30 protein-coding genes are annotated in these 25,425 nt (G+C 64.9%); 14 read left to right on the top strand and 16 right to left on the bottom strand.

Going from position 1 to position 25,425, the window contains the following annotated elements:
- The first annotated feature begins 39 nt into the window (after window positions 1–39).
- From JKP78_RS05325 to dxs, 3 genes are all read left to right on the top strand, one after another.
- A complete protein-coding gene (locus JKP78_RS05325; protein ID WP_003255380.1) occupies window positions 40–282 on the top strand; it encodes an exodeoxyribonuclease VII small subunit in 243 nt (80 codons plus the stop codon).
- Entirely contained in the window at window positions 279–1,166 is an 888-nt protein-coding gene (gene ispA / locus JKP78_RS05320; RefSeq protein ID WP_186689711.1) for a (2E,6E)-farnesyl diphosphate synthase, read from the top strand. Before JKP78_RS05325 ends, ispA begins: the two co-directional genes overlap by 4 nt.
- Window positions 1,167–1,369: 203 nt before the next feature.
- Window positions 1,370–3,265: a 1-deoxy-D-xylulose-5-phosphate synthase gene (dxs, locus tag JKP78_RS05315; RefSeq protein ID WP_200626187.1), complete on the top strand. Its 1,896-nt coding sequence runs from the start codon at window positions 1,370–1,372 to the stop codon at window positions 3,263–3,265.
- A gap of 255 nt (window positions 3,266–3,520) precedes the next feature.
- Here the strand turns inward: dxs and JKP78_RS05310 are convergent, their stop codons facing one another.
- The 11 genes from JKP78_RS05310 to nrdR form a co-directional block, all read right to left on the bottom strand.
- Complete coding sequence (locus tag JKP78_RS05310) at window positions 3,521–3,940, bottom strand: MFS transporter (protein ID WP_186689714.1); 420 nt, start codon at window positions 3,938–3,940, stop codon at window positions 3,521–3,523.
- Entirely contained in the window at window positions 3,937–4,554 is a 618-nt protein-coding gene (gene ribA / locus JKP78_RS05305) for a GTP cyclohydrolase II (RefSeq protein WP_003260612.1), read from the bottom strand. The genes JKP78_RS05310 and ribA overlap by 4 nt, the downstream gene beginning before the upstream one ends.
- A gap of 151 nt (window positions 4,555–4,705) precedes the next feature.
- Complete coding sequence (locus JKP78_RS05300; RefSeq protein ID WP_186689753.1) at window positions 4,706–5,422, bottom strand: substrate-binding periplasmic protein; 717 nt, start codon at window positions 5,420–5,422, stop codon at window positions 4,706–4,708.
- 32 nt (window positions 5,423–5,454) lie between these two features.
- The gene (locus JKP78_RS05295) at window positions 5,455–5,958 is read right to left on the bottom strand and encodes a phosphatidylglycerophosphatase A family protein (protein WP_170028059.1); all 504 of its coding nucleotides are present in this window, start codon (window positions 5,956–5,958) and stop codon (window positions 5,455–5,457) included.
- The gene (gene thiL / locus JKP78_RS05290; RefSeq protein ID WP_200626186.1) at window positions 5,955–6,923 is read right to left on the bottom strand and encodes a thiamine-phosphate kinase; all 969 of its coding nucleotides are present in this window, start codon (window positions 6,921–6,923) and stop codon (window positions 5,955–5,957) included. Before thiL ends, JKP78_RS05295 begins: the two co-directional genes overlap by 4 nt.
- 18 nt (window positions 6,924–6,941) lie before the next feature.
- Window positions 6,942–7,442: a transcription antitermination factor NusB gene (gene nusB / locus JKP78_RS05285; RefSeq protein WP_170028057.1), complete on the bottom strand. Its 501-nt coding sequence runs from the start codon at window positions 7,440–7,442 to the stop codon at window positions 6,942–6,944.
- Window positions 7,439–7,915 (bottom strand): 6,7-dimethyl-8-ribityllumazine synthase, encoded by a 477-nt coding sequence (gene ribH / locus JKP78_RS05280; protein WP_003255395.1) that lies wholly within the window; start codon window positions 7,913–7,915, stop codon window positions 7,439–7,441. Before ribH ends, nusB begins: the two co-directional genes overlap by 4 nt.
- A gap of 92 nt (window positions 7,916–8,007) precedes the next feature.
- A complete protein-coding gene (ribBA, locus tag JKP78_RS05275; protein ID WP_170028056.1) occupies window positions 8,008–9,099 on the bottom strand; it encodes a bifunctional 3,4-dihydroxy-2-butanone-4-phosphate synthase/GTP cyclohydrolase II in 1,092 nt (363 codons plus the stop codon).
- A gap of 18 nt (window positions 9,100–9,117) precedes the next feature.
- On the bottom strand, window positions 9,118–9,783 hold the full coding sequence (locus tag JKP78_RS05270; protein ID WP_170028055.1) for a riboflavin synthase: 666 nt from the start codon (window positions 9,781–9,783) through the stop codon (window positions 9,118–9,120).
- 42 nt (window positions 9,784–9,825) lie between these two features.
- On the bottom strand, window positions 9,826–10,956 hold the full coding sequence (gene ribD / locus JKP78_RS05265) for a bifunctional diaminohydroxyphosphoribosylaminopyrimidine deaminase/5-amino-6-(5-phosphoribosylamino)uracil reductase RibD (protein WP_186689718.1): 1,131 nt from the start codon (window positions 10,954–10,956) through the stop codon (window positions 9,826–9,828).
- Window positions 10,957–10,958: 2 nt separating this feature from the next.
- On the bottom strand, window positions 10,959–11,423 hold the full coding sequence (gene nrdR / locus JKP78_RS05260) for a transcriptional regulator NrdR (protein ID WP_003255402.1): 465 nt from the start codon (window positions 11,421–11,423) through the stop codon (window positions 10,959–10,961).
- Between the two features lie 106 nt (window positions 11,424–11,529).
- On the opposite strand from nrdR, the gene JKP78_RS05255 reads away from it, so the two are divergent.
- Genes JKP78_RS05255 through trxA form a run of 3 tightly spaced genes read left to right on the top strand, consistent with a single transcriptional unit; the run spans window position 11,530 to window position 13,546 of the window.
- Window positions 11,530–11,982 carry a YbaY family lipoprotein gene (locus JKP78_RS05255; protein WP_170028053.1) on the top strand — a complete coding sequence of 151 codons (453 nt, stop codon included), beginning with the start codon at window positions 11,530–11,532 and terminating at the stop codon, window positions 11,980–11,982.
- The gene (locus JKP78_RS05250; protein ID WP_200626185.1) at window positions 11,983–12,642 is read left to right on the top strand and encodes a class I SAM-dependent methyltransferase; all 660 of its coding nucleotides are present in this window, start codon (window positions 11,983–11,985) and stop codon (window positions 12,640–12,642) included.
- Window positions 12,643–12,673: 31 nt separating this feature from the next.
- Window positions 12,674–13,546, top strand: coding sequence for a thioredoxin (gene trxA / locus JKP78_RS05245; RefSeq protein ID WP_170028051.1), 873 nt, complete (start codon window positions 12,674–12,676; stop codon window positions 13,544–13,546).
- A 137-nt stretch (window positions 13,547–13,683) separates the two neighbouring features.
- On the opposite strand, the gene JKP78_RS05240 is transcribed toward trxA, so the two are convergent.
- The gene (locus JKP78_RS05240) at window positions 13,684–14,025 is read right to left on the bottom strand and encodes a hypothetical protein (protein ID WP_200626184.1); all 342 of its coding nucleotides are present in this window, start codon (window positions 14,023–14,025) and stop codon (window positions 13,684–13,686) included.
- A 129-nt stretch (window positions 14,026–14,154) separates the two neighbouring features.
- Here JKP78_RS05240 and JKP78_RS05235 point away from each other — a divergent pair, with 129 nt between their 5' ends.
- The 5 genes from JKP78_RS05235 (at window position 14,155) to JKP78_RS05215 (ending at window position 18,077) form a co-directional block, all read left to right on the top strand.
- Entirely contained in the window at window positions 14,155–14,733 is a 579-nt protein-coding gene (locus tag JKP78_RS05235) for a DUF2796 domain-containing protein (protein ID WP_186689726.1), read from the top strand.
- Window positions 14,734–15,444: an ABC transporter ATP-binding protein gene (locus JKP78_RS05230; protein ID WP_200626183.1), complete on the top strand. Its 711-nt coding sequence runs from the start codon at window positions 14,734–14,736 to the stop codon at window positions 15,442–15,444.
- Window positions 15,444–16,709 (top strand): ABC transporter permease, encoded by a 1,266-nt coding sequence (locus tag JKP78_RS05225; RefSeq protein ID WP_170028047.1) that lies wholly within the window; start codon window positions 15,444–15,446, stop codon window positions 16,707–16,709. Before JKP78_RS05230 ends, JKP78_RS05225 begins: the two co-directional genes overlap by 1 nt.
- Window positions 16,710–16,717: 8 nt before the next feature.
- On the top strand, window positions 16,718–17,284 hold the full coding sequence (locus JKP78_RS05220) for a DUF3299 domain-containing protein (RefSeq protein WP_225931918.1): 567 nt from the start codon (window positions 16,718–16,720) through the stop codon (window positions 17,282–17,284).
- Between the two features lie 109 nt (window positions 17,285–17,393).
- Entirely contained in the window at window positions 17,394–18,077 is a 684-nt protein-coding gene (locus tag JKP78_RS05215) for an OmpW/AlkL family protein (protein WP_186689730.1), read from the top strand.
- Here the strand turns inward: JKP78_RS05215 and JKP78_RS05210 are convergent.
- A complete protein-coding gene (locus JKP78_RS05210) occupies window positions 18,065–19,270 on the bottom strand; it encodes an MFS transporter (RefSeq protein ID WP_200626182.1) in 1,206 nt (401 codons plus the stop codon). The genes JKP78_RS05215 and JKP78_RS05210 overlap by 13 nt on opposite strands.
- Before the next feature lie 103 nt (window positions 19,271–19,373).
- Here JKP78_RS05210 and JKP78_RS05205 point away from each other — a divergent pair, with 103 nt between their 5' ends.
- On the top strand, window positions 19,374–19,817 hold the full coding sequence (locus tag JKP78_RS05205) for a winged helix-turn-helix transcriptional regulator (protein WP_200626181.1): 444 nt from the start codon (window positions 19,374–19,376) through the stop codon (window positions 19,815–19,817).
- A 147-nt stretch (window positions 19,818–19,964) separates the two neighbouring features.
- On the opposite strand, the gene JKP78_RS05200 is transcribed toward JKP78_RS05205, so the two are convergent.
- Together JKP78_RS05200 and JKP78_RS05195 are read right to left on the bottom strand one after the other, a co-directional pair.
- The gene (locus tag JKP78_RS05200) at window positions 19,965–20,897 is read right to left on the bottom strand and encodes an NAD-dependent epimerase/dehydratase family protein (protein ID WP_170028043.1); all 933 of its coding nucleotides are present in this window, start codon (window positions 20,895–20,897) and stop codon (window positions 19,965–19,967) included.
- The gene (locus tag JKP78_RS05195; protein ID WP_170028042.1) at window positions 20,890–21,774 is read right to left on the bottom strand and encodes a sugar nucleotide-binding protein; all 885 of its coding nucleotides are present in this window, start codon (window positions 21,772–21,774) and stop codon (window positions 20,890–20,892) included. Before JKP78_RS05195 ends, JKP78_RS05200 begins: the two co-directional genes overlap by 8 nt.
- A 329-nt stretch (window positions 21,775–22,103) precedes the next feature.
- On the opposite strand from JKP78_RS05195, the gene JKP78_RS05190 reads away from it, so the two are divergent.
- A complete protein-coding gene (locus tag JKP78_RS05190) occupies window positions 22,104–22,949 on the top strand; it encodes an alpha/beta hydrolase (RefSeq protein ID WP_200626180.1) in 846 nt (281 codons plus the stop codon).
- An 11-nt stretch (window positions 22,950–22,960) separates the two neighbouring features.
- Here the strand turns inward: JKP78_RS05190 and JKP78_RS05185 are convergent, their stop codons facing one another.
- A complete protein-coding gene (locus JKP78_RS05185; RefSeq protein ID WP_170028040.1) occupies window positions 22,961–23,770 on the bottom strand; it encodes a helix-turn-helix domain-containing protein in 810 nt (269 codons plus the stop codon).
- 179 nt (window positions 23,771–23,949) lie between these two features.
- Here JKP78_RS05185 and JKP78_RS05180 point away from each other — a divergent pair, with 179 nt between their 5' ends.
- Window positions 23,950–25,392, top strand: a complete 1,443-nt coding sequence (locus JKP78_RS05180) for an alanine/glycine:cation symporter family protein (RefSeq protein WP_200626179.1) — start codon at window positions 23,950–23,952, stop codon at window positions 25,390–25,392.
- Window positions 25,393–25,425: the final 33 nt, after the last annotated feature.

Here is a 25,425-nt window from a genome sequence, read left to right as displayed (position 1 = left end):
TAGTGTCGCGCCGTTCTGAATGCCACCGAGACAGTCGCCATGGCCCGCAAAAAAGCCTCCCTCGATTTCGAGCAATCCCTCGCAGACCTGCAAGCCCTGGTCGAGCGCCTGGAGAACGGCGAATTGTCGCTGGAAGAGTCGCTGGCCGCCTTCGAGCAAGGCATCGCCCTGACCCGTGATTGCCAAGGCGCCCTGGCCCAGGCCGAGCAGAAGGTGCAGATCCTGCTGGAACGCGACGGCGAGCTGGCCGCGCAGCCCTTCGACGCGGAGCCGGAAGCATGATCGGCACCTACCAGGCCAACTGCCAGGCGCGGGTCGACGCCGCACTCGAGCCGCTGTTCGTCGCCCCCACCCGGGAACTCGAGCGCCTCTACGCCGCCATGCGCTACAGCGTGATGAACGGCGGCAAGCGCGTGCGCCCGTTGCTGGTCTATGCGGCCTGCGAAGCCCTGGGCGCCCCGGCCGAACAGGCCAACGGCGCGGCCTGTGCGGTAGAGCTCATCCACGCCTACTCGCTGGTGCATGACGATTTGCCGGCGATGGACGACGACGACCTGCGCCGGGGCCAGCCAACCACTCACAAGGCCTTCGATGAAGCCTGTGCCATCCTCGCTGGCGATGGTTTGCAGAGCCTGGCCTTCAGCGCCCTGCTCGACCCACGCCTGAGCCCGCAGGCCGACAGCATCCGCCTGGCCATGGTCCAGGCGCTGGCCAAGGCCGCCGGCCCGGCCGGCATGGTCGGCGGCCAGGCCATCGACCTCGGCTCGGTGGGCCTGAAGCTAGACCAGCAGGCGCTGGAGTCCATGCACCGGCACAAGACCGGTGCGCTGATCGAAGCCAGCGTGCGCCTGGGCGCCCTGGCCAGCGCCCGCGCCGAACAGGCGCAACTGGATGCCTTGCAGGCCTATGCCCAGGCCATCGGCCTGGCGTTCCAGGTGCAGGACGACATCCTCGATGTGGAAAGCGACACCGCCACCCTTGGCAAGCGTCAGGGCGCCGACATCGCCCGCGACAAGCCGACCTACCCGGCGCTGCTGGGCCTGGAGGCGGCCAAGGCCTATGCCATCGAACTGCGCGACCAGGCACTGCTCGCACTGGATGGTTTTGGCGAAAAAGCCGAGCCGCTGCGAGCCTTGGCGCGCTATATCGTCGAGCGCCGCAACTGATTTGATTGGGGCCGCGGTGCGGCCCATCGCCGGCAAGCCAGCGGCCACAGACGCCTCAGTGGCTAGAAAACTGAATACCCTGTGCGCGCTGGCTTGCCGGCGATGGGCTGCAAAGCAGGCCCATGCGACACCCGTCTGAATGGGCAGTATTTCCTACAATGGGGTAAACTGCCGCGTCTTACACACCTATAACGACTCGCCTGATGCCCACGACGTTTCAAGAGATCCCCCGCGAACGCCCGGTCACGCCGTTGCTCGACCGCGCCGACACGCCTGCCGGCCTGCGCCGGCTGGCCGAAGCCGACCTGGAGACCCTGGCCGACGAACTGCGCCAGGAGCTGCTCTACACCGTGGGCCAGACCGGTGGGCATTTTGGTGCCGGCCTGGGCGTCATCGAGCTGACCATCGCCCTGCACTACGTCTTCGACACCCCGGACGACCGGCTGGTGTGGGACGTCGGCCACCAGGCCTACCCGCACAAGATCCTCACCGGGCGCCGTAAGCGCATGCTCAGCCTGCGCCAGAAAGACGGCATCGCCGCCTTCCCGCGCCGCAGCGAGAGCGAGTACGACACCTTCGGCGTCGGCCATTCCAGCACCTCGATCAGCGCCGCGCTGGGCATGGCCATTGCCGCCCGTCTGCAAAACAGCGCGCGCAAGTCGATCGCGGTGATTGGTGACGGCGCGCTGACCGCCGGCATGGCCTTCGAGGCGTTGAACCACGCCCAGGAAGTCAACGCCGACATGCTGGTGATCCTCAACGACAACGACATGTCGATTTCGCGCAACGTCGGCGGCCTGTCCAACTACCTGGCCAAGATCCTCTCCAGCCGCACCTACGCGAGCATGCGCGAAGGCAGCAAGAAAGTGCTGTCACGCCTGCCAGGCGCCTGGGAAATCGCCCGCCGCACCGAGGAATACGCCAAAGGCATGCTGGTGCCGGGTACGCTGTTCGAAGAGCTGGGCTGGAACTACATCGGCCCGATCGACGGTCATGACCTGCCAACCATGATCGCCACCCTGCGCAACATGCGTGACCTCAAGGGCCCGCAGTTCCTGCACGTGGTCACCAAGAAGGGCAAGGGCTTCGCCCCCGCCGAGCTTGACCCGATCGGCTATCACGCCATTACCAAGCTGGAACCAGCAGACAAGCCCGCCGCGCCGAAAAAAGCCAGCGGGCCCAAGTATTCCGCCGTGTTTGGCCAGTGGCTATGCGACATGGCCGCTGCCGACAAGCGCCTGGTGGGTATTACCCCGGCGATGAAGGAAGGTTCCGACCTGGTCGCTTTCAGCGAACGCTACCCGGAGCGCTACTTCGACGTGGCGATTGCCGAGCAGCATGCCGTGACCCTGGCGGCGGGCATGGCCTGCGAGGGCAGCAAGCCGGTGGTGGCGATTTATTCCACCTTCCTGCAGCGCGCCTATGACCAGCTGATCCACGACGTGGCGGTGCAGAACCTCGACGTGCTGTTCGCCATCGACCGCGCCGGCCTGGTCGGCGAAGACGGCCCGACCCACGCGGGCAGCTACGACCTGTCGTACCTGCGCTGCATCCCGGGCATGCTGGTGATGACCCCGAGCGACGAGAACGAGCTGCGCAAGATGCTCAGCACCGGCCACCTGTACAACGGCCCGGCGGCGGTACGCTACCCGCGCGGCACCGGCCCCAACGCGCCGATCAGCGGCGACCTGGAACCGCTGGAGATCGGCAAGGGTATCGTGCGGCGCCAGGGCGAGAAAGTCGCCTTGCTGGTGTTCGGCGTGCAACTGGCCGAGGCCATGCAGGTGGCTGAGCAGATCAACGCCACGGTGGTCGACATGCGCTTCGTCAAGCCGCTGGACGAGACGCTGGTGCTGGAGCTGGCTGCTAGCCATGAACTGCTGGTGACCATCGAAGAAAACGCCATCATGGGCGGTGCGGGGGCTGCCGTCGGCGAGTTCCTGGCCAGCCAGGCAATCGTGAAACCGTTGCTGCATCTGGGGCTGCCGGACATCTACGTCGAGCATGCCAAGCCGGCGCAGATGCTGGCTGAGTGTGGGCTGGATGCGGCCGGGATCGAGGCTTCGGTGAAGGCTCGGATGGCCAGGCTCGGGCTGTAATCCCCCTGGGGCCGCCTTGCGGCCCATCGCGACGCAAGGCCGCTCCTACAGGAATGCGCCTTGCATCGCGAACGAGGGTTGCGCCTTCCTGATGCGCCTTGCGCCGCGACCGAGGGCTGCGCCTTCCTGTAGGAGCGGCCTTGTGTCGCGATCGAGGGCGCAGCCCTCGCCGAATCTCACCTGGACGCCAGCGCGCGCTAGCACATCGGTGCCCCATCGCTTCGAGCATCTGCCCAGCGGGCCAGGCAGCAGGCGTCAGCCGAGCTGGCGCGGAATGCGGTAGAGGTAAAGCACCACCACGGTGGACAACGCCAGCAGGATCTGCGGCACCGCCTCAAGGCCGACCAACACCGACAGCGCAGCGACCCAGGCCGGGAAGCAGGCATACAGCATGGCCAGGCGCCGTACCCGCGCCAGCTCGATCCAGGCGGCGGGCTCTTCGCCAGTGCCCAGCACCTGCGAGGTGGCAATCAACGCGCGCTTGTAGGCCGCGAAGCGCGGCAGGCTGAGGAACATGGTCGCCGCGCCGCCAATGAACAGCGGCATGGCCAGCACCGGCACCAGCGCATCACCACCGCCAAAGGCCCAGGCCATGACCGGCAGCGGCACCAGGCCCACCGCCAGGTATTGCCACCACGCCAGCGCCAGACGCCGCTTGACCTCGGCGCGGGTCACGCCTGGGGCACCTCGCCCTGGTGCTCGTTACCCAGCATGTGACCGAGCTTGCCGGCCTTGGTTGCCAGGTAATAGCGGTTGTGCGGGTTGTGCCCGGTGTGCAGCGGCACGCGCTCGGCGACGACGATGTTCATGTCGGTCAGGGCTTTGACCTTGCGCGGGTTGTTGGTCATCAGGCGCAGCGACTTCACCCCCAGGTGCTCCAGCATCGGCAGGCACATGGCGTAGTCGCGCTGGTCGGCGGCGAAGCCCAGGCGTTCGTTGGCCTCGACGGTATCGGCGCCACCATCCTGCAGTTCATAGGCGCGGATCTTGTTCAGCAGGCCAATGCCACGGCCTTCCTGGCGCAGGTACAGCAGCACGCCGCGGCCCTCGCGGGCGATGGCCTGCAACGCCGCTTCCAGTTGCGAGCCACAGTCACAGCGCTGGCTGAACAGGGCATCGCCGGTCAGGCACTCGGAGTGCAGGCGCCCCAGCACCGGCTGGCCGTCCGCGATGTCACCCAGGCTGAGCACCACATGCTCACGGCCCGTGGCTTCGTCGAGGAAACCATGCATGGTGAAGGTCGCGAAGGGAGTCGGGAGTTTAGAGGCGGCAACAAAGACGACGGGCACGTTGTGCTCCTGGAATAAGTAGGAAATTTCTCGTGGGCCGATTGTATCAGCAGGTTGAGGGCTGTGCGCTGGCTGAATACCGTGGGGTAAGATCGAAAAGTTCGATGCTTAGCAGGGAGCAGCCATGATGCTGAGGCGCTCTGCCTCGGCACTATTGCGGCTTGCTGCCCGGACCGAACGGATACGGCTGCTGCCAACGTTCGAAAATCGGTTTCAGTTCGCCGCTGCGCACCAGCTCGGCCATGCGCTTGTCGAACAGCTCACGCAGGGCCTTGGCCTTGTCGCTGCGGGCAAAAGCCAGGTACAGCGGCAGTTCGGCGATGTGGGTGCGGCGGAAACGCTCGGGCTGGGAAGCCCGGCCGAGCACGTTATCGACTTCGGCCGCCGCATCGATGTAGAAGTCCACCCGGTCATGTTCGAGCATCGGCAGAATGCTCTCGCGGCGCTGCACTTCGCGGGAATCCTGGATATTGGGCAGGTAGCTGCCGAAGTCGTAGCCACGCACCCAGGCCAGACGATACTGGCCTATGTTCTCCAGGGTAGGTACGGGCTTGCTGGCCAGGCCCAGGGCGTAGATGTGGTCCATGTCGAAGTGCCAACGCGGATACAGGTTGTCGGCGTTCTCTTCCTTGTAAGACCCCACCCAGGCATCCGCCTCGCCGCGTTTGACCAGCCCGACCGCCCGGCTATAGGGCACGCTCTGGGCGAGCACCTTGACCCCGGCCGGCTCGAACACCTTGCGCAGCACATCCCAGGCCACCCCGGTACCGTCGGCGTTGGTGTAGTCGAGCCACTGCTCGCTGACCAGGTGAATTTGAGCGGGTACCCGCTCGGCAGCCGCTAGCCACGGCGCAAAGCTGAGCAGCATGGCCAGCAGCAGCGTCGGCAACCGCCGGCGAATCAGGCAACCGCCCACACCAGCACCTGCATGCCCAGCCAGGCGAACACACCGGCCAGGATATCGTCGAGCATGATCCCGACACCCCCATGTACGTGGCGGTCGACCCAGCGGATCGGCCACGGCTTGAGGATGTCGAAGAAGCGGAACATCAGGAACCCTGCCAGCAGCCATTGCCAGCCTTCCGGCACCAGCCAGAGGGTTATCCACATGCCGACGATTTCGTCCCAGACGATGCCTTCATGGTCATGCACACGCAGGTCAGTGGCAACCTTGCCGCACAGCCAGAAACCGAACAGCATGCTCACGCCCAGCAGCAGCCAGTAGCCCCAGTCGGGCAGCATCTGCCACAGCGGGATGAACGGGATTGCGACCAGCGAGCCCCAGGTACCCGGGGCCTTGGGCAAGGTGCCGGAGCCGAAACCAAAGGCAATGAAGTGCCATGGGTTGCGCCAGACCGAGGGCGGAACGAACTCCGCAGGCACCTGGTTGGGGTGATCGGTCACGGTGTCTCCCTGAAATGTTGGTAGCCGCGTTGTGCGGGGGTGATGTCACGGCCCTGCGCATCGCGCAAGGTCACGCCCTGCCCTTCGACCACACGGCCAATGACATGCACTTCGATGAAACCCAGGCCCGTCAGCGGCGCAAGTGTTTCACGCGGCAGGGTAAAGGCCAGCACGTAGTCATCGCCGCCGCTAAGCGCCGCCTGCAGTGCGGCCTCACGACCCAGTAGTGCCTCCACCTCAGCAGACACTGGTACCTGGGCCAGGTTCACCTCGAGGGCGACCCCGGATGCCTTGGCGATATGGCCACAATCGGCGAGCAGGCCGTCGGAGATATCCAGCGCAGCCGTAGCGCGGCCTCGCAGCCAGGTGCCGAGGGTCAACTGCGGCATCGGCGCCCAGTAGTGGCGCAGCAGCGGCTTGGCCTGCTCAGCAGGCGCCTGTCGCTCACCCAGCACCAACGGCAACGCACCGGCGGCCTTGCCCAGCGAACCGCCCACGCACAGCAGGTCGCCAGGCCTTGCGCCGCTGCGGCGCAAGGCCTGGCCGACGGGCACACGGCCGAATACGGTCACGGTGATGCTCAACGGGCCACGGGTGGTGTCACCGCCGATCAGGCTCATGCGGCAGCGATGGGCCATGCGGCTGAGGCCGTTGGCGTATGCCTCGAGCCAGTCGGGGCCGACGTCGGGCAAGGTCAGCGCAAGGGTGAAGCCTATGGCAGTCGCGCCCATGGCCGCCAGGTCACTGGCCGCCACGGCCAACGACCGCTGGCCCAGCAGAAGCGGATCGCACACCGCAGGGAAATGCACGCCGGCCACCAGGGTGTCGGTGGACACCGCCAGTTGCTCGCCAGGGGGAAGGTCCAGCAGGGCACAGTCGTCGCCGATACCCAGCGCCACGCCCTCGCCACCTTGCGCACAAGGCGCGGCGGCGAAGTAATGGTTGATCAGTTCGAACTCACCCATGGGCTAGCGGCGCCAGGATCAGCGCTTGTTCGCCTTGACTTCTGCTTCGCGCAGGTTCGGCGCCAGCTTGTCCAGCACACCGTTGACGAACTTGTGGCCGTCGGTGGCACCGAACACCTTGGCCAGCTCGACACCCTCGTTGATCACCACGCGGTACGGTACGTCGACGCGCTTGATGAACTCCCAGGTGGACAGGCGCAGCACGGCCAGCTCGACCGGGTCGAGCTCTTCCAGCGGCAGGTCGAGGCATGGCTTCAGGGCGCTGTCGATTTCGCTCTTGATCGCCGGGACCCCATGCAGGATCTCGCGGAAATAGGCGCCATCGACATCGGAAAAATCGTTATCGACCCGGAATTGCGCTTCGATCTCGTTCAGCGAATGCTGCGCCATGTGCCACTGGTACAGCGCCTGGGTCGCGAGCTTGCGGGCCTCGCGGCGCTTGGCGCTCTTCGACGGCTTGCCGGCATCCGCAGGTTTTGGATCGCGCGGGTTGAAACGATCGCTTTCGTCGCTAATCACTTGGCCTCCAACTGCGCCAGCAGGCTGACCATTTCCAGAGCGGACAGGGCAGCTTCAGCACCTTTGTTACCGGCCTTGGTGCCGGAACGCTCGATGGCTTGCTCGATGGAGTCGACGGTCAGCACGCCGAAGGCCACCGGAACACCGAACTCCATGGACACCTGGGCCAGGCCCTTGGTGCATTCGCCCGCTACGTATTCAAAGTGTGGGGTACCGCCACGGATCACTGCGCCCAGGGCGATGATCGCGTCATAGGCACCTTGCTGGGCGACTTTCTGTGCCACCAGCGGGATTTCGAACGCGCCCGGGGCACGGATGATGGTGATGTCGCTTTCGCTGACACCGTGGCGTACCAGGGCATCAACGGCACCGCTTACCAGGCTTTCGACTACGAAGCTGTTGAAGCGGCCAACCACCAAAGCATAGCGACCTTTGGGGGCGATGAAGGTACCTTCGATGGTCTTCAGGGTCATTCCGATATTCTCATCTTCAAGAGCGAGGCCGCTTGCTGGCGGCCTCGACAGGGGTATGGACTCGAGCTGGAGGGCGCAAATGCCGCCTCAAGTCACTCGGAGGGCACGTATTCTACAACTTCCAGATCGAATCCGGATATCGCGTTGAACTTCATCGGCGAACTCATCAGGCGCATCTTGCGCACACCCAGGTCACGCAGGATCTGCGAACCGGCACCCACGGTGCTGTAGGTGGTCGGCGCCTTGACCGGCGCTTCGCCGGCACTTTCGCGGATGTGCGCCAGCAGTACGTCGCCGTCCAGCGGGTGGCCCAGCAGCAGTACCACGCCGCTGCCGGCCTCGGCCACCGCGGCCATGGCGGCGCGCAGGCTCCAGCGGCCCGGCTGCTTGACCAGCAGCAGGTCGCGCAGCGGGTCCATGTTGTGCACGCGCACCAGGGTCGGCTCTTCGGCGCAGATCTTGCCCAGGGTCAGCGCCATGTGCACGTCGCCTTCGACCGCGTCACGGTAGGTGACCAGGTTGAATTCGCCCAGCTCGCTCTCGATCAGTTGCTCGGAAACGCGCTGCACGGTGCGCTCGTGGATCATGCGGTAGTGGATCAGGTCGGCGATGGTGCCGATCTTCAGGCCATGTTCGGCGGCAAACACTTCCAGCTCGGCGCGGCGCGACATGGTGCCGTCGTCGTTCATCACCTCGCAGATCACCCCGCTCGGCTCGAAACCGGCCATGCGCGCCAGGTCGCAGGCCGCCTCGGTATGGCCGGCGCGGGCCAGGGTGCCGCCGGGCTGGGCCATCAGCGGGAAGATGTGGCCAGGGCTGACGATGTCTTCGGCCTTGGCATCCTTGGCGGCGGCGGCCTGCACGGTACGTGCACGGTCGGCGGCGGAAATGCCGGTGGTGACGCCTTCAGCGGCTTCGATCGACACGGTGAACTTGGTGCCGAAGCCGGAGCCGTTGCGCGGCGCCATCAGCGGCAGCTTCAGCGTTTCGCAACGCTCGCGGGTCATCGGCATGCAGATCAGGCCGCGGGCGTGCTTGGCCATGAAGTTGATGTGCTCAGGCTGGCAGCACTCGGCGGCCATGATGATGTCGCCTTCGTTTTCACGATCTTCGTCATCCATGAGGATGACCATTTTGCCCTGGCGGATGTCTTCGACCAGTTCTTCGATGCTGTTGAGCGCCACGCGGCACCCCCTTCTCAATCAGGATTTCAAGAAGCCGTTGGCGGCCAGGAAGCTTTCGGTAATGCCACTGCCCTTGCTCGGTTCGGCGGCCTTGTCACCCAGCAGCAAACGCTCCAGGTAACGGGCCAGCAAGTCGACCTCAAGGTTTACCCGACGCCCTGCACGGTAGTCGGCCATGATGGTTTCGGACAGGGTGTGCGGGACAATGGTCAGCTCGAACTCGGCGCCATTGACCTCGTTGACCGTCAGGCTGGTGCCGTCGACGGTGATCGAACCCTTGTGGGCGATGTACTTGGCCAGTTCCTTCGGTGCACGCACACGGAACTGGATGGCGCGGGCGTTATCGCTGCGCGAGATGATTTCGCCAACCCCGTCGACGTGGCCGCTGACCAGGTGCCCGCCCAGGCGGGTGGTGGGGGTCAGGGCCTTTTCCAGGTTGACCTTGCTGCCGCTCTTGAGGTCGATGAAAGCGGTGCGCTTGAGGGTCTCGACGCTGACGTCGGCCCAGAAGCCGTCGCCCGGCAATTCGACGGCCGTCAGGCACACGCCATTGACGGCAATGCTGTCGCCGAGCTTGACGTCAGCCAGGTCGAGCTTGCCGGTTTCGACGTAGACGCGCACGTCCCCCCCCTTGGGGGTCAGGCTGCGGATGGTGCCGATGGATTCGATGATGCCGGTGAACATTGGGTCTTCCTCAAAAACGGTTTGCGCAGGGCAAGCCGGGCATTATACGCCGGGCGCCGGCAGGGGTACGGCCGTGACCCGCCAGTCATCGCCCACTGCGCGCATTCCGGTAATTTTCAGCCGCGGCGCTTCGCTCATCTTGTCCATTGGCCAGTCCAGCAGCGGGCGGGCATGGCAGCCGAGGAAGGTGCCGGCGACGAACAACTGGTACTCGTCGATCAGGCCCTGCCGGGCAAAGGCACCGACCAGGCCGGCCCCGGCTTCCAGCAGGATTTCGTTGACGCCACGGGCAGCCAGGGCCTGCAGCAGCGCGGGCAGGTCGACCTGGCCATTATTGCCCGGCAGGCTGAGCAGTTCGTGGCCGGCAGCGGCATAGCGCGGGTCATCCGCGACAGCGCACACCACCAGGGCCGGGCCGGCCTGGAAGAACGGTGCGTCCAGCGGCAGGCGCAGGCGGCCATCGACCAGCACGCGCAGCGGTGCACGGCTGAGCGCCAGGGCGGTGGCTTCGGCATCCAGGCCCAGCTCGGCACCGCGTACGGTCATGCGCGCATGGTCGGCCAGTACGCTGGCGGCGCTGGTCAGTACCACGCTGGAGCGGGCGCGCAGGCGCTGCACGGCAGAACGGGCGGCCGGGCCGGTGATCCACTGGCTTTCACCGCTGGCCATGGCCGTGCGCCCGTCCAGGCTCATCGCCAGTTTGGCGCGAACGAACGGCAGGCCGTGCTCCATGCGCTTGAGAAAGCCCGGGTTGAGCGCGCGGGCCTCGCCCTCGAGCACCCCGCTGGCCACTTCGATGCCGGCCTCGGCCAGGCGTTGCAGGCCTTGCCCTGCCACTTGCGGGTTAGGGTCCTGCATGGCGGCGACCACCCGCGCCACGCCGGCCTTGACCAACGCTTCGGCGCACGGCGGCGTGCGGCCATGGTGGCTGCACGGCTCCAGGGTGACGTAGGCACAGGCACCCCGGGCACGTTCACCAGCCTGGCGCAGGGCATGCACTTCGGCGTGCGGCTCGCCGGCACGCACGTGCCAGCCCTCGCCGACCACTTCGCCATCGCGCACGATCACGCAGCCGACACGCGGGTTCGGATGAGTGCTGTACAGGCCCTTGCGCGCCAGCTGCAGCGCGCGGGCCATGTAGTGGGCATCAAGGATGGCAGTCTGGTTGGGCATGGTCACTCTTTGGCCGGCTCACGCGCCAGACGGTCGATTTCTTCGCGGAACTCGTCGAGGTCCTGGAAGCGCCGGTAAACCGAGGCAAAACGGATGTAGGCCACTTCGTCGAGCTTGCGCAGCTCGGCCATGACCATTTCACCCACCACCAGCGACTTGACTTCACGCTCGCCGGTGGCGCGCAGGCGGCTCTTGATGTGGGCCAGCGCGGCTTCCAGGCGCTCGACGCTGACCGGGCGTTTTTCCAGTGCCCGTTGCATGCCGGCGCGCAGTTTTTCTTCGTCGAAAGGCTGGCGCGTGCCGTCCTGCTTGATCAGCCGGGGCAGCACCAGTTCGGCCGTTTCGAAGGTGGTGAAGCGCTCGCCACAGGCCACGCATTCGCGGCGGCGGCGCACCTGCTCGCCCTCGGCAACGAGGCGAGAGTCGATGACCTTGGTGTCGTTGGCACCGCAAAAGGGACAGTGCATGGTGGCAGGCAACAAAAAAAGGGAGGGCCATGGTAGCGCATCCCACTGGCAAGACAAGCCAAAGGGGTTAACATCCATGGGAAATCTGCCCGTGAAGGACAACCCCATGCACTACCGAGCGCTCGTCGTGCTGTGCGCCGCCGCCTTGCTCGCCGCCTGTGGCAGCGACAGGCCGAAGCCCGATACCCCTGCGGCGCCCACGCCGGCCCGGGTGGCCAAACCGGCCAACGTACCGGGCCCGCTGCCAGCCTACCAGCGCGAGCTGAGCGGCACCTTGCTGGAAATCCCGGCCGGGGCCGAGGTCGAACTGGCCTTGCTGGTCATCGACGAGCGCGACCGCCCGCAGCGCCTGCTGGCCAGCAGCAACCTGACCGGCACCGGCCAGGCCCTGCCCTACCAGCTGCGCTTCAACCCCGAGGCCTTCCCCGCCGGTGCCCGGGTCGAACTGCGCGGCCGCGCCAGCCGCTCCGGTCAACTGATCCTGCACCTGCCGCCCGTGCGTATTACCCAGGCCCAGACCCAGGCCACCGGCCCGCTGCGTTTCGAGAAGGCGCCATAAGTGGCGCCGCTTGCCCTGCAACAGGCGCTCAGCAGCCTGATCGGCGAGGCGCGCCTGGTCGTCAGCGAGCTGCCCGGCTGCGAGCTGAAGCTGTGGCTGGTCGATGATCAGAACATGGACCGCGCCTTCAGCAGCGAAGAGACCCGGCGTATTCTCGAAGACCCGCCCTACTGGAGCTTCTGCTGGGCCAGCGGCCTGGCCATGGCCCGTTACCTGGCCGAGCGCCCGCAGTGGGTAGCTGGCAAGCGCGTGCTGGACTTTGGCGCCGGCTCCGGCATCGCTGGCATTGCTGCCGCCCGCGCCGGTGCGCTGGAGGTGGTGGCCTGCGACCTCGACCCGCTGGCCCTCGATGCCTGCCGGGCGAATGCCGCGCTGAACGGGGTGGAGCTGGGTTACAGCCGTGATTTCTTCGCCGAAGACGACCGCTTCGACCTGATTCTGGTCGCCGATGTACTGTATGACCGCGCCAACCTGCCGCTGCTGGACGCCTTCCTCGACCGCGGCCGTCAGGCGCTGGTGGCCGACTCGCGGGTGCGCGACTTCAGCCACCCGCTCTACCAGCAACTGGGGGTGCTCGAAGCCTTGACCCTGCCGGACCTGGCCGAGCCACACGAATTCCGCCGGGTCAGCCTGTACCACGCCAGCCGCGACACCTTATAGTGGTGCCATTGATGAGTTTGCGAGAGTCGCGATGAGCCAAGACACGCCGTACATTTTCGACGCCACCGATGCCACCTTCCAGCAGCTGGTGATCGAGAACTCCTTCCACAAGCCGGTACTGGTCGACTTCTGGGCCGAGTGGTGCGCGCCCTGCAAGGCGCTGATGCCGCTGCTGGCGAAGATCGCCGAGGGCTACCAGGGCGAGCTGCTGCTGGCCAAGATCAACTGCGACGTGGAGCAACAGGTGGTTGCCCAGTTCGGCATCCGCAGCCTGCCGACCGTGGTGCTGTTCAAGGATGGCCAGCCGGTGGACGGTTTTGCCGGTGCCCAGCCGGAGTCGGCGATCCGCGCCATGCTCGAGCCGCACGTGCAGCTGCCTGCCGCACCTACCGCCTCGCCGCTGGAGCAGGCCAAGGCGCTGTTCGCCGAAAGCCGCTTTGCCGAGGCCGAGGCGCTGCTGCAGGCGTTGCTCGGAGAGGACAACAGCAATGCCGAGGCGTTGATCCTGTACGCCCGCTGCCTGGCCGAACGCGGTGAGCTGGGTGAAGCCCAGGTGGTGCTGGACGCAGTCAAGACTGACGAGCACAAGGCTGCATTGGCCGGTGCCAAGGCCCAGCTGACTTTCCTGCGCCAGGCCGCCAGCCTGCCGGAAGTGGCTGACCTGAAGAGCCGCCTGGCGCAGAACCCGCAGGATGACGAGGCCGCCTACCAGCTGAGCGTGCAGCAGCTGGCGCGCCAGCAGTATGAGGCGGCGCTGGAGGGGTTGCTGAAGCTGTTCCAGCGCAACCGTGGTTATGAAAACGGCTTGCCACAGAAGGCGATGCTGCAGGTGTTCGAGTTGCTCGGTGGCGACCACCCGCTGGTCAGCGTGTACCGTCGCAAGCTTTCGGCGGCAATGTTCTGAGCATGTTGGGGCCGCTTTGCGGCCCATCGCGACACAAGGCCGCTCCTACAGGGACGGCCTACGCAGATGATTCGCCGCTCCCTTGCAGGGGCGTGGTCGCGATGGGCTGCAAAGCTGCCCCGAATTCCCGAAAAAGCTCACCCCACCCAGTGATAAACCGGCGCATCCACGCCACTTTCCACCTTCACCTCGCTGCTGTGCCGCAAGCGCACCAGCAGCCGTTTACCTGCTGCCGTACTCCCGGCCAACCCTTCCAGGCGGTCGAGCAACTCCGGCCCGCTCATCTGCCCCGCCAGGCGCAACACGTCGCGCGCCGCCGTCCATTGCCCGTCATCCTGGCGCGGCGGTGCCACCGTTGCCGCCGCAGCCGTCTGCGCCAGCACCGGCTCCTCTTGGCGCCGCAGTTGCGCCCACTCTTCCGGCTGCAGCTCGATGGTCAGGTCCACCGGCCAGTCACCGATCTGTCCACGAATTCTCATGATGCATTCCTTGAACCCAGGTCAATGCAACCATGCTACCCGAACATGAAACCTGCGCCACGCAGGCTGGCAGCGCGCAGAAAAGTTGTTATAACATAACCACATCTTCCAGCCGTCCCGGAGTCGTCCATGCGCCGCCTGCTGCTCGCCCTGCCCTTCGCCTTGTTGCCACTGGCCGTGGCCCAAGCCCACGACGATGACCACGATCATGACCACGCCCACGGCACCCTTGGGGCCCACGAGCATGGCGTGGCCAGGCTCAATGCCGTGCTCGATGGCAACACCCTTGAACTGGAGCTGGACAGCCCGGCCATGAACCTGGTCGGCTTCGAACACGCCGCCAGCAGCGATGCCGACAAAGCCAAGGTCGCGGCAGTGCGTCAGCAACTCGAACAGCCGCTGAAACTGTTCGGCCTGGCGGCTGCCGCCGGTTGCAAGGAAGACCAGCAAGAGCTGGAAAGCCCGCTGTTCGGTGACGCCCCGAAAGCCGACGACGAAGGCGATGAACATGACCACGAGCACTCGCACAGCGACATCGGCGCCCATTACCAGCTGACCTGCGCCAGCCCGGACAAACTGGCGCAACTGGACCTCGCGCCGCTGTTCAAGGCCTTCCCGGCCACGCAGAAAATCAACGTGCAGCTGATCGGCCGCAACGGCCAGAAGGGCGTGGAAGCCACGCCGGCCAAGGCAGCGGTCGCGTTCTGAATGCGCCAGCCGTTGATCGAACTGCATGACCTGGTGTTCGCCTGGCCAGGCCAGCCAGCGCTGCTGGACATACCGGCGTTCCACCTGGAAGCTGGCGAGGCCCTGTTCCTCAAGGGCCCCAGCGGCAGCGGCAAAACCACCTTGCTCGGTTTGCTGGGTGGGGTGAATGTGCCAGCCGAGGGCCGCATCCAGTTGCTCGGCCAGGACCTCGGCAGCCTGGGCCAAGGCGCCCGTGACCGCTTCCGGGTTGACCACACCGGCTATATCTTCCAGCAATTCAACCTGCTGCCATTCCTCTCGGTACGTGAGAACGTCGAGCTGCCCTGCCGCTTCTCGCGCAGCCGCAAGGCCCGTGCCGAGCAGCGCCATGGCAGTGTCGACCAGGCGGCCGGCACGTTGCTGGCCCATCTTGGCCTGGGCGACCCGATGCTGCTCGCCCGCCGCGCCGACAGCCTGTCGATCGGCCAGCAGCAACGGGTGGCCGCCGCCCGCGCGCTGATCGGCCAGCCCGAGCTGGTGATCGCCGACGAACCGACCTCGGCGCTGGACGCCGACACCCGCGAAGCCTTCATCCGCCTGCTGTTCGATGAATGCCGCGCCGCCGGTGCCAGCCTGCTGTTCGTCAGCCATGACCAGAGCCTGGCGCCGCTGTTCGACCGCCACCTGTCGCTGGCCGAACTCAACCGTGCCGCCAAGCCCCGGGAGGCCTGATGTACCTGCTTCGCCTTGCCTTGGCCAGCCTGGCCAACCGCCGCTTCACCGCGTTGCTCACCGCCTTTGCCATCGCCCTCTCGGTATGCCTGTTGCTGGCCGTGGAGCGGGTGCGTACCGAGGCCCGCGCCAGCTTCGCCAGCACCATCAGCGGCACCGACCTGATCGTCGGTGCCCGCTCCGGCTCGGTGAACCTGCTGCTGTACTCGGTGTTTCGCATCGGCAACGCCACCAACAACATCCGCTGGGACAGCTACCAGCACTACGCCAAGGACCCGCGGGTGAAATGGGCCATCCCCATCTCGCTGGGCGACTCGCACCGGGGCTATCGGGTAATGGGCACCACCGCTGACTACTTCAGCCATTACCAGTACGGCCGTCGCCAGCACCTGGAGCTCAGCCAGGGCCGCGCATTTGCCGATGACCCGTTCGAGGTGGTACTGGGTGCCGAAGTGGCTGATGCGTTGCACTACAAGCTTGGCGACAAGCTGGTACTGGCCCATGGCGTGGCCGCGGTCAGCCTGGTCAAGCACGACGACAAACCGTTCACCGTGGTCGGCGTGCTCAAGCGCACCGGCACGCCGGTTGACCGTACCCTGCATATCAGCCTGGGCGGCATGGAAGCCATCCACATCGACTGGCACAACGGCGTACCAGCCCGTGGTGCCGGGCGCATCAGCGCCGAGCAAGCGCGCACCATGGACCTGCAACCTGCCGCCATCACTGCATTCATGCTTGGCCTGAACAACAAGATCGCCACCTTCAGCCTGCAGCGGGAGATCAACGAATACCGCAACGAGCCATTGCTGGCAATCCTGCCCGGGGTGGCCCTGCAGGAATTGTGGAGCCTGATGGGGACTGCCGAGCAGGCGTTGTTCGTGGTGTCGCTGTTCGTCGTGCTGACCGGTTTGATCGGCATGCTCACGGCGATCCTCACCAGCCTGAACGAGCGTCGGCGGGAAATGGCGATCTTGCGCTCGGTTGGTGCCAGGCCGTGGCACATCGCCGGGCTGCTGGTGCTGGAGGCCCTGTCGCTGGCAGCGGTCGGGATCGTCGCCGGGCTTGGCTTGCTGTATGCCGGTATCGCCCTGGCGCAGGGCTATGTGCAAGCCAACTATGGTTTATACCTGCCGCTGGCCCTGCCCAGTGCCCATGAGTGGACATTGCTGGCTATCATCCTGGGGGCTGCGCTGCTGATGGGCAGCGTGCCGGCGTGGCGGGCCTATCGGCAGTCGCTGGCCGATGGCCTGTCGATACATTTGTGAGAGCCGTAATGATCCGAAACCTCACGGCCTTGTTCGCGGGCACGCCCGCGAAGAAGCCGGCACTGCACACACTGCTGACCCTGCTGCTGACTGTCGCAATGCCGCTGTGGGCCGCCGAACCGCGCGAGCTGGACTGGCCTTCGCTGATCCCCGAGGGCGCCCCGGTCATTCCGCCGCAACTCGCGCCGCTGCACGACATGTCGCAGCTCGGCAACGCGCTGTCCGCCGAATCGGCACCTGCGGCGCGCCAGCAGGCCCCCGATGCACCGGTGGTAAAAAGCCTCGACGGCCAGCAGATCAAGCTGCCCGGCTACATCGTGCCGCTGGAGGTGAGCGAAGAAGGCCGCACCACCGAGTTCCTGCTGGTCCCCTACTACGGCGCGTGCATTCATGTGCCGCCGCCGCCGTCGAACCAGATCGTACACATCTTCAGCGAAATGGGCGTGCGCATCGAAGACCTCTACCAGCCTTACTGGATCGAGGGAAAGCTGCAGGTTAGAGCCTCCACCAGCGAACTGGCGGATGCCGGCTACCAGATGGAAGCCGAGAAAATATACGCTTATGAGCTGAAGTGAGAACTGTTTCGAATTCGTGACGACGCTTCTTTGAGCTGGGTCAAACTTTCTGTTCAAACGCATCCGTACCATTGGGCCACTCGATTACTCACGTCCTCTGGGAGCTTCCATGAACAAGACCTTGCTCGGCGCCTCACTCGTGGCCCTTGCGCTCGCCGCACCCGCCGCCCACGCCTATCAGGCAGGCGATATGATCCTGCGCGCCGGCGCCATCACCACCGCTCCCAACGAAAGCAGTGGCGACCTCAAGTTCGATGGCAACAAGGTTTCGGGTACCAAGGCTACCCTGGACAGCGACACCCAGCTGGGCCTGACCTTCGCCTACATGCTCACCGACCACGTCGGCCTGGAGCTGCTGGCTGCCACCCCGTTCAAGCACACCGTCGGCGTCAAGGGCCTGGGCGGCGGCCTGGATGGCAAGCTGGCAGACATCAAGCAACTGCCACCGACCCTGTCGCTGCAGTACTACCCGATGGAGCCCAGCTCCAGATTCCAGCCGTATGCTGGCGTGGGCATCAACTACACCCTGTTCTTCGATGAAGACCTCAGCAGCGCTCGCAAGCAGCAGGGCTTCAGCAACCTGAAACTGCAGGACTCGGTCGGTATCGCCGGCCAGCTGGGCATGGACTACATGCTCACCGACAACCTGCTGGTCAACGCCGCGGTCTGGTACGTCGACATCGACACCAAAGCCACCGTCGACGGCCCATCCGCCCTGGGCTTCAGCAAGACCAAGGTCGACGTCGAAGTCGACCCATGGGTGTACATGGTCGGCCTTGGCTACAAGTTCTGACCTGAACCCTGCAGGGCGGCTTCGGCCGCCCTCGCCCGTCGTAGCCACAGCCAATACCCCAGCGCGAGCGTGCTGATGGCCATGCCCAGGCCACACACCGCAGCCCACCCCCAATGGGCAAACACCCAGCTCGCCAGCACCGCCCCCAGCCCACTGCCCAGCGAATAGCAACCCATGTAGGCGCCGATCAAGCGGCTGGCCATAGCGCTGCGCCCGGCCAGCAACAGGCTCTGGTTGGTGACATGCACCGCCTGCACGGCAACATCCAGCATCAGCACACCCAACACGAACAGCGTCAGCGACTGCCCGACCAAGGCCGTTGGCAGCCACGACAGTGTCAGCAGGGCCAGCGCCACCCCGGTGGTGCGCTCCCCCAGCCCCTGGTCGGCCAGGCGGCCGGCGCGCGCTGCCGCCAGCGTGCCGGCCACACCGGCGATGCCGAACAGGCCGATCTCGGTGTGGCTCAATGCCAATGGCGCGGCACCCAGGGGCATGACCATGGCGCTCCACAGCACGCTGAACGCGGCGAAGATCAACACACCGAACATTCCGCGCTGGCGTAGCAGCCGGTCATGCCGATACAAGCTGAACTGGGCCACGATCAGCGCTCGGTAGCCAGACCGCAGCGCCACCGGCGGCGCCGAAGGCAAGCTGCGCCACAGCACCAGGGCCAGCACCAGCAGCAGCCCTGCGGCTATCAGGTACACACTGCGCCACCCTGCCAGGTCGGCAAGCCCGCCCGAGGCCAACCGCGCCAGCAATATCCCCAGCACCACCCCACTGGTGACCATGCCCACGGCTTGCCCTTGCTGGCCGGCTGCGGCAAGGCTCGCCGCATGCGCCACCATGACCTGCACCATGACCGCCATCAGCCCGGTAATGGCCAGCGCCAGCAACAGCAGCGGCCAGTTGGGAGCCTGGCTTACACCGACCAATGCCAGGGCCGAGAACAGTAGCAGCCCAAGCAACAAGCGCTTGCGGTCGATCAGGTCGGCCAATGGCACGATCATAAGCAGCCCCAGCGCGTAGCCCGCCTGCGTTGCGCCAACGACCCAACCGATTCGCTGCTGCGCCACGCCCAGGTCGTTGGCCATCGACTCGAGCAACGGCTGGGCGAAATACACGGTCGCCACGGCCATGGCGCTGGTAATGGCGAGCAGCAGTGTTGTCCAGCGTGTCAGCACAGGGGGCATAGGATGGGCCTCGCCAATCTGGTTTCTAATTGAAACCACATGCTGGCTTTCTAGCAAATGTGGTTTTAATCTGCAACCAGACGATCAGGACAGGTTGGCCACAATGCTCGATGAAAACAACGCACGCTGCCCGGTGGCAAGGGCCCTGGAGGTGCTGGGTGATCGCTGGGCGCTGATGATTCTGCGCGATGCCTTTGATGGTCTGCGGCGCTTCAGTGAATTCCAGAAAAACCTGGGGTTGGCGAAGAACATCCTTGCGTCACGCCTGAAGCTGCTGGTGGAGAGCGGGCTGCTGACACTGCAACCGGCATCGGATGGCAGTGCCTACAAGGAGTACGTGCTGACCGAGAAAGGCCGATCAGTGTTTCCGGTGGTGGTCGGCTTGAGGCAATGGGGCGAGCGGTTTCTGTTCGAACCCGGTGAGGCGCGTTCGGCGTTGGTGGAGGGTGTTACCGGGCAGGCGCTGGAGATATTGCAGGTTCGAAGCCGCGATGGGCGAGTGCTGGCGGCCGAGGATTGCCAGCGCAAAGTGGTGCAGCATCCGTGATTATCGGGGGCACTATGCGCCCCTATCGCGACGCAAGGCCGCTCCTACAGGGGCGCGCGGGGCCGAGGGGCACGCAAGCCGAAGTTTCGCGGTCGCGGTAGGAGCGGCCTTGCATCGCGATAGGGGCGCATAGTGCCCCCGGAGATGTCAGCCCTTACCCAGAAGCCGCGCCAAGCCCTCGACGATCGGCGTCGCCTGCGGGAAGTCGAACCGCGCCAGCAAGCGCTGGTTATCCGCCCGCGAATGGCGAATGTCACCCGAACGCGCCGCCGCGTAGCTGATCGGCGGCAAGCTACCGACCACCGTCTTCAGCGCCGCCAGCAACTGGTTCAGCGAGGTGGCCTGGTTGAGGCCGATGTTCACCGCGCCCTCCTCGACCTGGGCCTGCTCCAGCGCCTGCACCATCACTTGTACCAGGTCACCCACGTAGAGGAAGTCCCGCGTCTGCTCGCCGTCGCCGAACACCGTGATCGGCAAGCCCTGCACCGCGCGTTCGGAAAAGATGCTGATCACTCCGGAGTAAGGCGAGGACGGGTCCTGACGCGGCCCGAAGATATTGAAGAAGCGGAACACCACCGGCTCCAGGCCATGCTGGCGACGGTAGAAGTCCAGGTACTGCTCACTGGCCAGCTTGTCCACGGCATAGGGCGTCAGCGGCGCCTTGGGGGTGTCTTCGGCAATCGATTCGCCTTCGCCATTGTTGCCATATACCGCTGCGCTGGAGGCGAACAACACCCGGCGCAGGCCGTGCACGCGCATGGCTTCGCAGACGTTGAGGGTGCCGATGAAATTGCTCTGGTGGGTCCGCACCGGGTCCTCGACCGAGGCCTGTACCGAGGCCACCGCTGCCAGGTGTACCACGGCACCGCAGCCGGCCGCCGCCTGGGTCACCAGCGCGGCATCGGCAACATCGCCTTCGATCAGCTGCAGCCGTGGGTGATCGACCTGCAGGTTGTCGCGCCGGCCGGTGGAGAAGTCGTCGAGAATGCGTACGGCGTAGCCTTTGTCCAACAACGCATCGCACAGGTGGGAGCCAATGAAGCCGGCACCGCCGGTGATCAGGATGGGGGCGTCAGCCATGGCGGTAGAACCGGTCCAGTAGGGGCGGCAAGCCAGCGCGCCAGGCACGCGGCTTGATGCCGAAGGTGTGAAGGATTTTCTTGCAGGCCAGCACGGCGTGCTGCGGCTCTTCGCTGGCATCCGGCCGCGCGGCATGTGCCTGAGGCGTCGGCGCCTGTACCGCCAGCTGGCGATAATGGCCGGCCTCGGCGAGGATCGCCTGGCCCAGCGCCAGCGGCGTGGTCGCCTCGTTGCCGGCGTAATGGTAGGTGCCCCACAGCGGCGCATTGCAATCCAGCTGCTTGAGCACCGACAGGATGACCCGGGCGGCATCGTCGACCGGTGTCGGGTTGCCGCGCCGGTCATCGGCCAGCAGCAATTCCTGCGGTTGCTCGGCGCGGGTCAGGAAGCGGCCCAGCGCGCCGTCGATGCTTTCATCGAGCAACCAGCCAAAGCGCAGCAGCACATGTTGCGGGCAAGCCGCACGCACGCTCTGTTCGATGCGCCACAGTGCCTGGCCGCGCAGGCCCAGCGGCACCGGTTCGTCCTTTTCGCTGTAGGCCGTGGCCCGCGAACCATCGAATACCCGGTAGCTGGAAGGCTGCACCAGGGTGATCTGGTGGTGCTGGCACAGTTCCGCCAGGCGCTCCACCGCCCGCTCCTGCAGGGCCAGGCGTTGCTCGCTGACCGTCTCGGCCTGGAACCAGTCGAAGTAGTAGGCCAGGTTGACCAGCGCGTCGGGGCGATGGTCATCGAGCAACTGGGTAAGGCTGGCCGGGGTCCAGCCGTTTTCGGGCGGGCGCGGCGCCAGGAAAGCGATGTCCTCCTCGGCCCCAAGACGAATCAGCGCTTGCCCGAGGGCATTGCCACCACCCAACAGCATTAGGCGCATACGCATAGAGTCAACAGATCCGGAGAGGTTGATCAAGGGAAAGGGGTCATTTTGCGGTTTCCCGCCCGGGAAGTCCAACACCGGGCCTGTTCACTGCCACAGCGTGGGTAATTCCAGTCAAAAACCGCCACAAGCTGAAATCCCCCTATAAGGCTGCAGGAAGAGCTGACTTCCATGCCACAGCAAAACTGCATTGAATAATAGGTTCGCCACTTGCCAGCCAGGGCGTTTCACACAGTGCCTTAAAGCAAAGGACAATCGCGCAAGGTAACGGTATCGACTAGCCTGTTCTGCGTGACCGTGGCACCAATCATTGGCTCTTCCAGAAAACTACCATGCACTTCCAAAAGAGTTCTTCTCAACGGCTGCAATGGCAGTTCGACGAGCCCGCACCGGGTACAGAATTATTCATCGATGAAGTTTTCGGAAACTACCAGCAACAGGCGCGGTTGCTGGTACCTGATGTCGAGCGCGCAGCCCCAGCATTCGTCCTGGGAGGCGCGCGCTCCGACTTTACCCGGCTCAACCCCCTGCTCTACCGCCTGCAAGCTGCAGGCATTGGTTCACTTACCGGTAATCTGTCAGGCCATAGCCTCGCCGCCGAGCCAGGCGCAGTATCGCCATCATTGGCGACCAACCTTGATGAAGCACTGCGCTTCCACGCGCATATTGCACCGCGATGTCGAACGCTCATAGGCCATAGTCTTGGCGCGGCAATCACGCTCAAGCTTGCAGCAAAGTTGCCTCAAGTGGACAAAATCGTACTGATCTGCCCGGCAGTCTATCCAGACCAAGCCCACCCTGCGCCGTTCGGCCCGGCATTTACAGCAGCCATCAGCCAGCCTTTTGGTTTTCTGCTGAGCGACAGCTATGCCTTCCTCAACCAGTTTCAAGGGAAGGTAATGTTGGTGATCGGCGAGTACGACGGCCTCAATTCACAGAAATTCGGCCAAACACCCGGAACCAGCGCTGGCAACCTGTGGCTTGCCGGCACTGAACGCTACAGCCCGATCCCGGAAGAAGTTACCCTCGCCTTGATCAGGGCCGTTTCACCGTCGCGTTTGCAATGCCTGTTTCTGACAGACTGCGACCATGGCATCGCGGCACATCTGCGCAGTACACCAGCCATCGCAGACCAGGTGGCCGATGCGGTAGCCACGTTCATCCTCGACACTGCTTGAGGCGTTGAGCGTTACTCGATCTCGAACAGGCTGTTACGCAACGGCCGCTCACTCAACCGCTCACGTATATCGTCATCTATACGCGGATCATCCGGCTGGTACAGTTTCACCTGGCGGAAGATGCTGGCCCGATTGATCTGCTCACCCAGGTACTCCCACACCACCCGGGTGCACGCCGGGTTGCGTCGGTCACCACTGGATACGCCCGCCTTCAAGCCGTTCAGGCGAGTGATGCGGCTTTTGAAACTGGGGATGAGGATGGTGTGGCTCATCTCATTGAAGGTCAGCGACTCGTAGTCGACCAGGAACATCCGGTCCTGCAGCTGGAACGCCGCGCCCAGGTAACGGCAACGCACCTCGGCATGGTGGTCGATGGTGCTGGAGCGCTCCTGGCGCTCCTCACGCTCGAACAGGAAACGCCCACGCTCCTCCCACAAGTGCACCAGCGACACCAGGACGGTGCCCGGCACCGACAGGCAGTTGGAATACTCCAGGTAATAGCCGCAATAGCGCGACAGGTTGCCGCCGTGATCGTGCAACGGGCGGAACAGCTCGCTGATCGGGTCGCCAGGTTGTTCCACCAACGCAGGTGCGCGGGCTCCGATCAGCTGGCTGAACTGCTCGGGCGGCAAATTCAGCTCGTATTCTTCGACGCCGAAGAAATCGCTGATGCGCTTGAGGTTGAAAGCCGTCGGACGGCTCTGCCCGCTCAGGTACTTGTTGAACTGGGCGCGATTGATCGAGAGCTGGCGGCAAACTTCGGAGATAGAGCGGTAATGACTGCAGGCAAATTTGAGGTTGGTAGCGAAATTATCGCTCATGACACGGAACCCAGGTGACGCGAATGACGCCAGTGTAGCAGCAATTCGCACCAAATTGGAGCAACCCGCGAAATTGTAACCGCTCTTGTCATAGCCAACCATGCGCGCCAACGAATAGCGGTGTGCCTGCCATCCGCTGGTCATTCCACACGAACAATAAGAATCGAGGTCATTTTCCAATGCTCGAAGTACTCAACGATTTCCTCTCGGGGAAACTGCTCATCGTGCTGATCGTGGGGCTGGGTAGCTACTTCACCATCCGTTCCCGGTTCGTCCAGTTCCGTCACTTCGCTCACATGTTCAGTGTGTTCAAAGAATCGCTGCGTGGCCAGGCAGGCCAGCTGAGCTCGTTCCAGGCCCTGATGCTGAGCCTGGCCGGCCGTGTTGGCGCCGGTAACATCGCCGGTGTCGGTATTGCCGTGACCCTGGGTGGCCCAGGCGCGGTGTTCTGGATGTGGGTTACCGCACTGGTAGGCATGTCCAGCAGCTTCTTCGAATGCACCCTGGCCCAGGTCTACAAGCGCGCCGACGGCGACGGCCTGTACCGTGGCGGCCCGGCTTACTACATCGAGCACGGCCTGAAACTGAAAAGCATGGCCATCGTGTTCTCGATCCTGCTGCTGGTCACCTACGGCTTCGCCTTCATCGGCCTGCAGTCGTACACCGTGACCCACTCGCTGCAGAACGCCTTCGCCTTCGACCCCAAGCACACCGGCATCGTCCTCGCCGTGCTGCTGGCCATCACCTTCATCGGCGGCATCAAGCGCATTGCCGCGGTGTCGGACCTGCTGGTACCGGTCAAGACCCTGGCCTACATCGGCGTGACCCTGTACGTGATCGGCACCCAGATCGAGCACGTGCCAGCCATGCTGGAAACCATCTTCAAGAGCGCCTTCGGCCTCGACCCAGCGTTTGGCGGCCTGCTCGGCAGCGCAATCGTCATGGGCGTGAAACGTGGCGTGTTCGCCAACGAAGCAGGCCTGGGCAGTGCGCCGAACGTCGCCGCCGTGGCTGCGGTGAAACACCCGGGTGCCCAGGGCGTGGTCCAGGCCTTCAGCGTGTTCCTCGACACCTTCGTGATCTGCACCTGCACCGCCCTGCTGATCCTGCTGTCGGGCTTCTACACCCCAGGCTTCGAAGGTGACGGCATCGTCCTGACCCAGAACTCGCTGGCCGCCGTGGTCGGTGACTGGGGCCGCGTGTTCGTCAGCGTTGCACTGTCGCTGTTCGTCTTCACCTGCATCCTCTACAACTACTACCTGGGCGAGAACAGCCTGCAGTTCCTCAGCCGCAACCGCGTGGTGCTGATGGTGTTCCGCGGCCTGGTGCTGGCGCTGGTGGTATGGGGTTCGCTGCAAGACCTGTCGACCGTGTTCGCTTTCGCCGACATCACCATGACCTGCCTGGCGTTCGTCAACCTGGTGGCCCTGGCCCTGCTGTTCAAGGTCGGCCTGCGAGTCATGCGCGACTACGACGACCAGCGCAAGGCGGGTGTCGACCAGCCGGTGTTCGATTCGGCCAAATTCGCCGACCTCGACCTGGACCGCAACGCCTGGCCTGCCAATCCGCAGGTGGAAAGCGCCACTGACAAAGCAGTTGGCCAAGCGCAAACCCAGCGCTGATATCCTGGCCTGCCAAGCCGCCCCATCCGCGGG

Source organism: Pseudomonas sp. LAM2023 (assembly GCF_016620375.1).
GTDB lineage: Bacteria > Pseudomonadota > Gammaproteobacteria > Pseudomonadales > Pseudomonadaceae > Aquipseudomonas > Aquipseudomonas anuradhapurensis.
The sequence above is the reverse complement of the archived record's forward strand: the minus strand, read 5'-3'. Positions and strand labels throughout refer to the sequence as shown.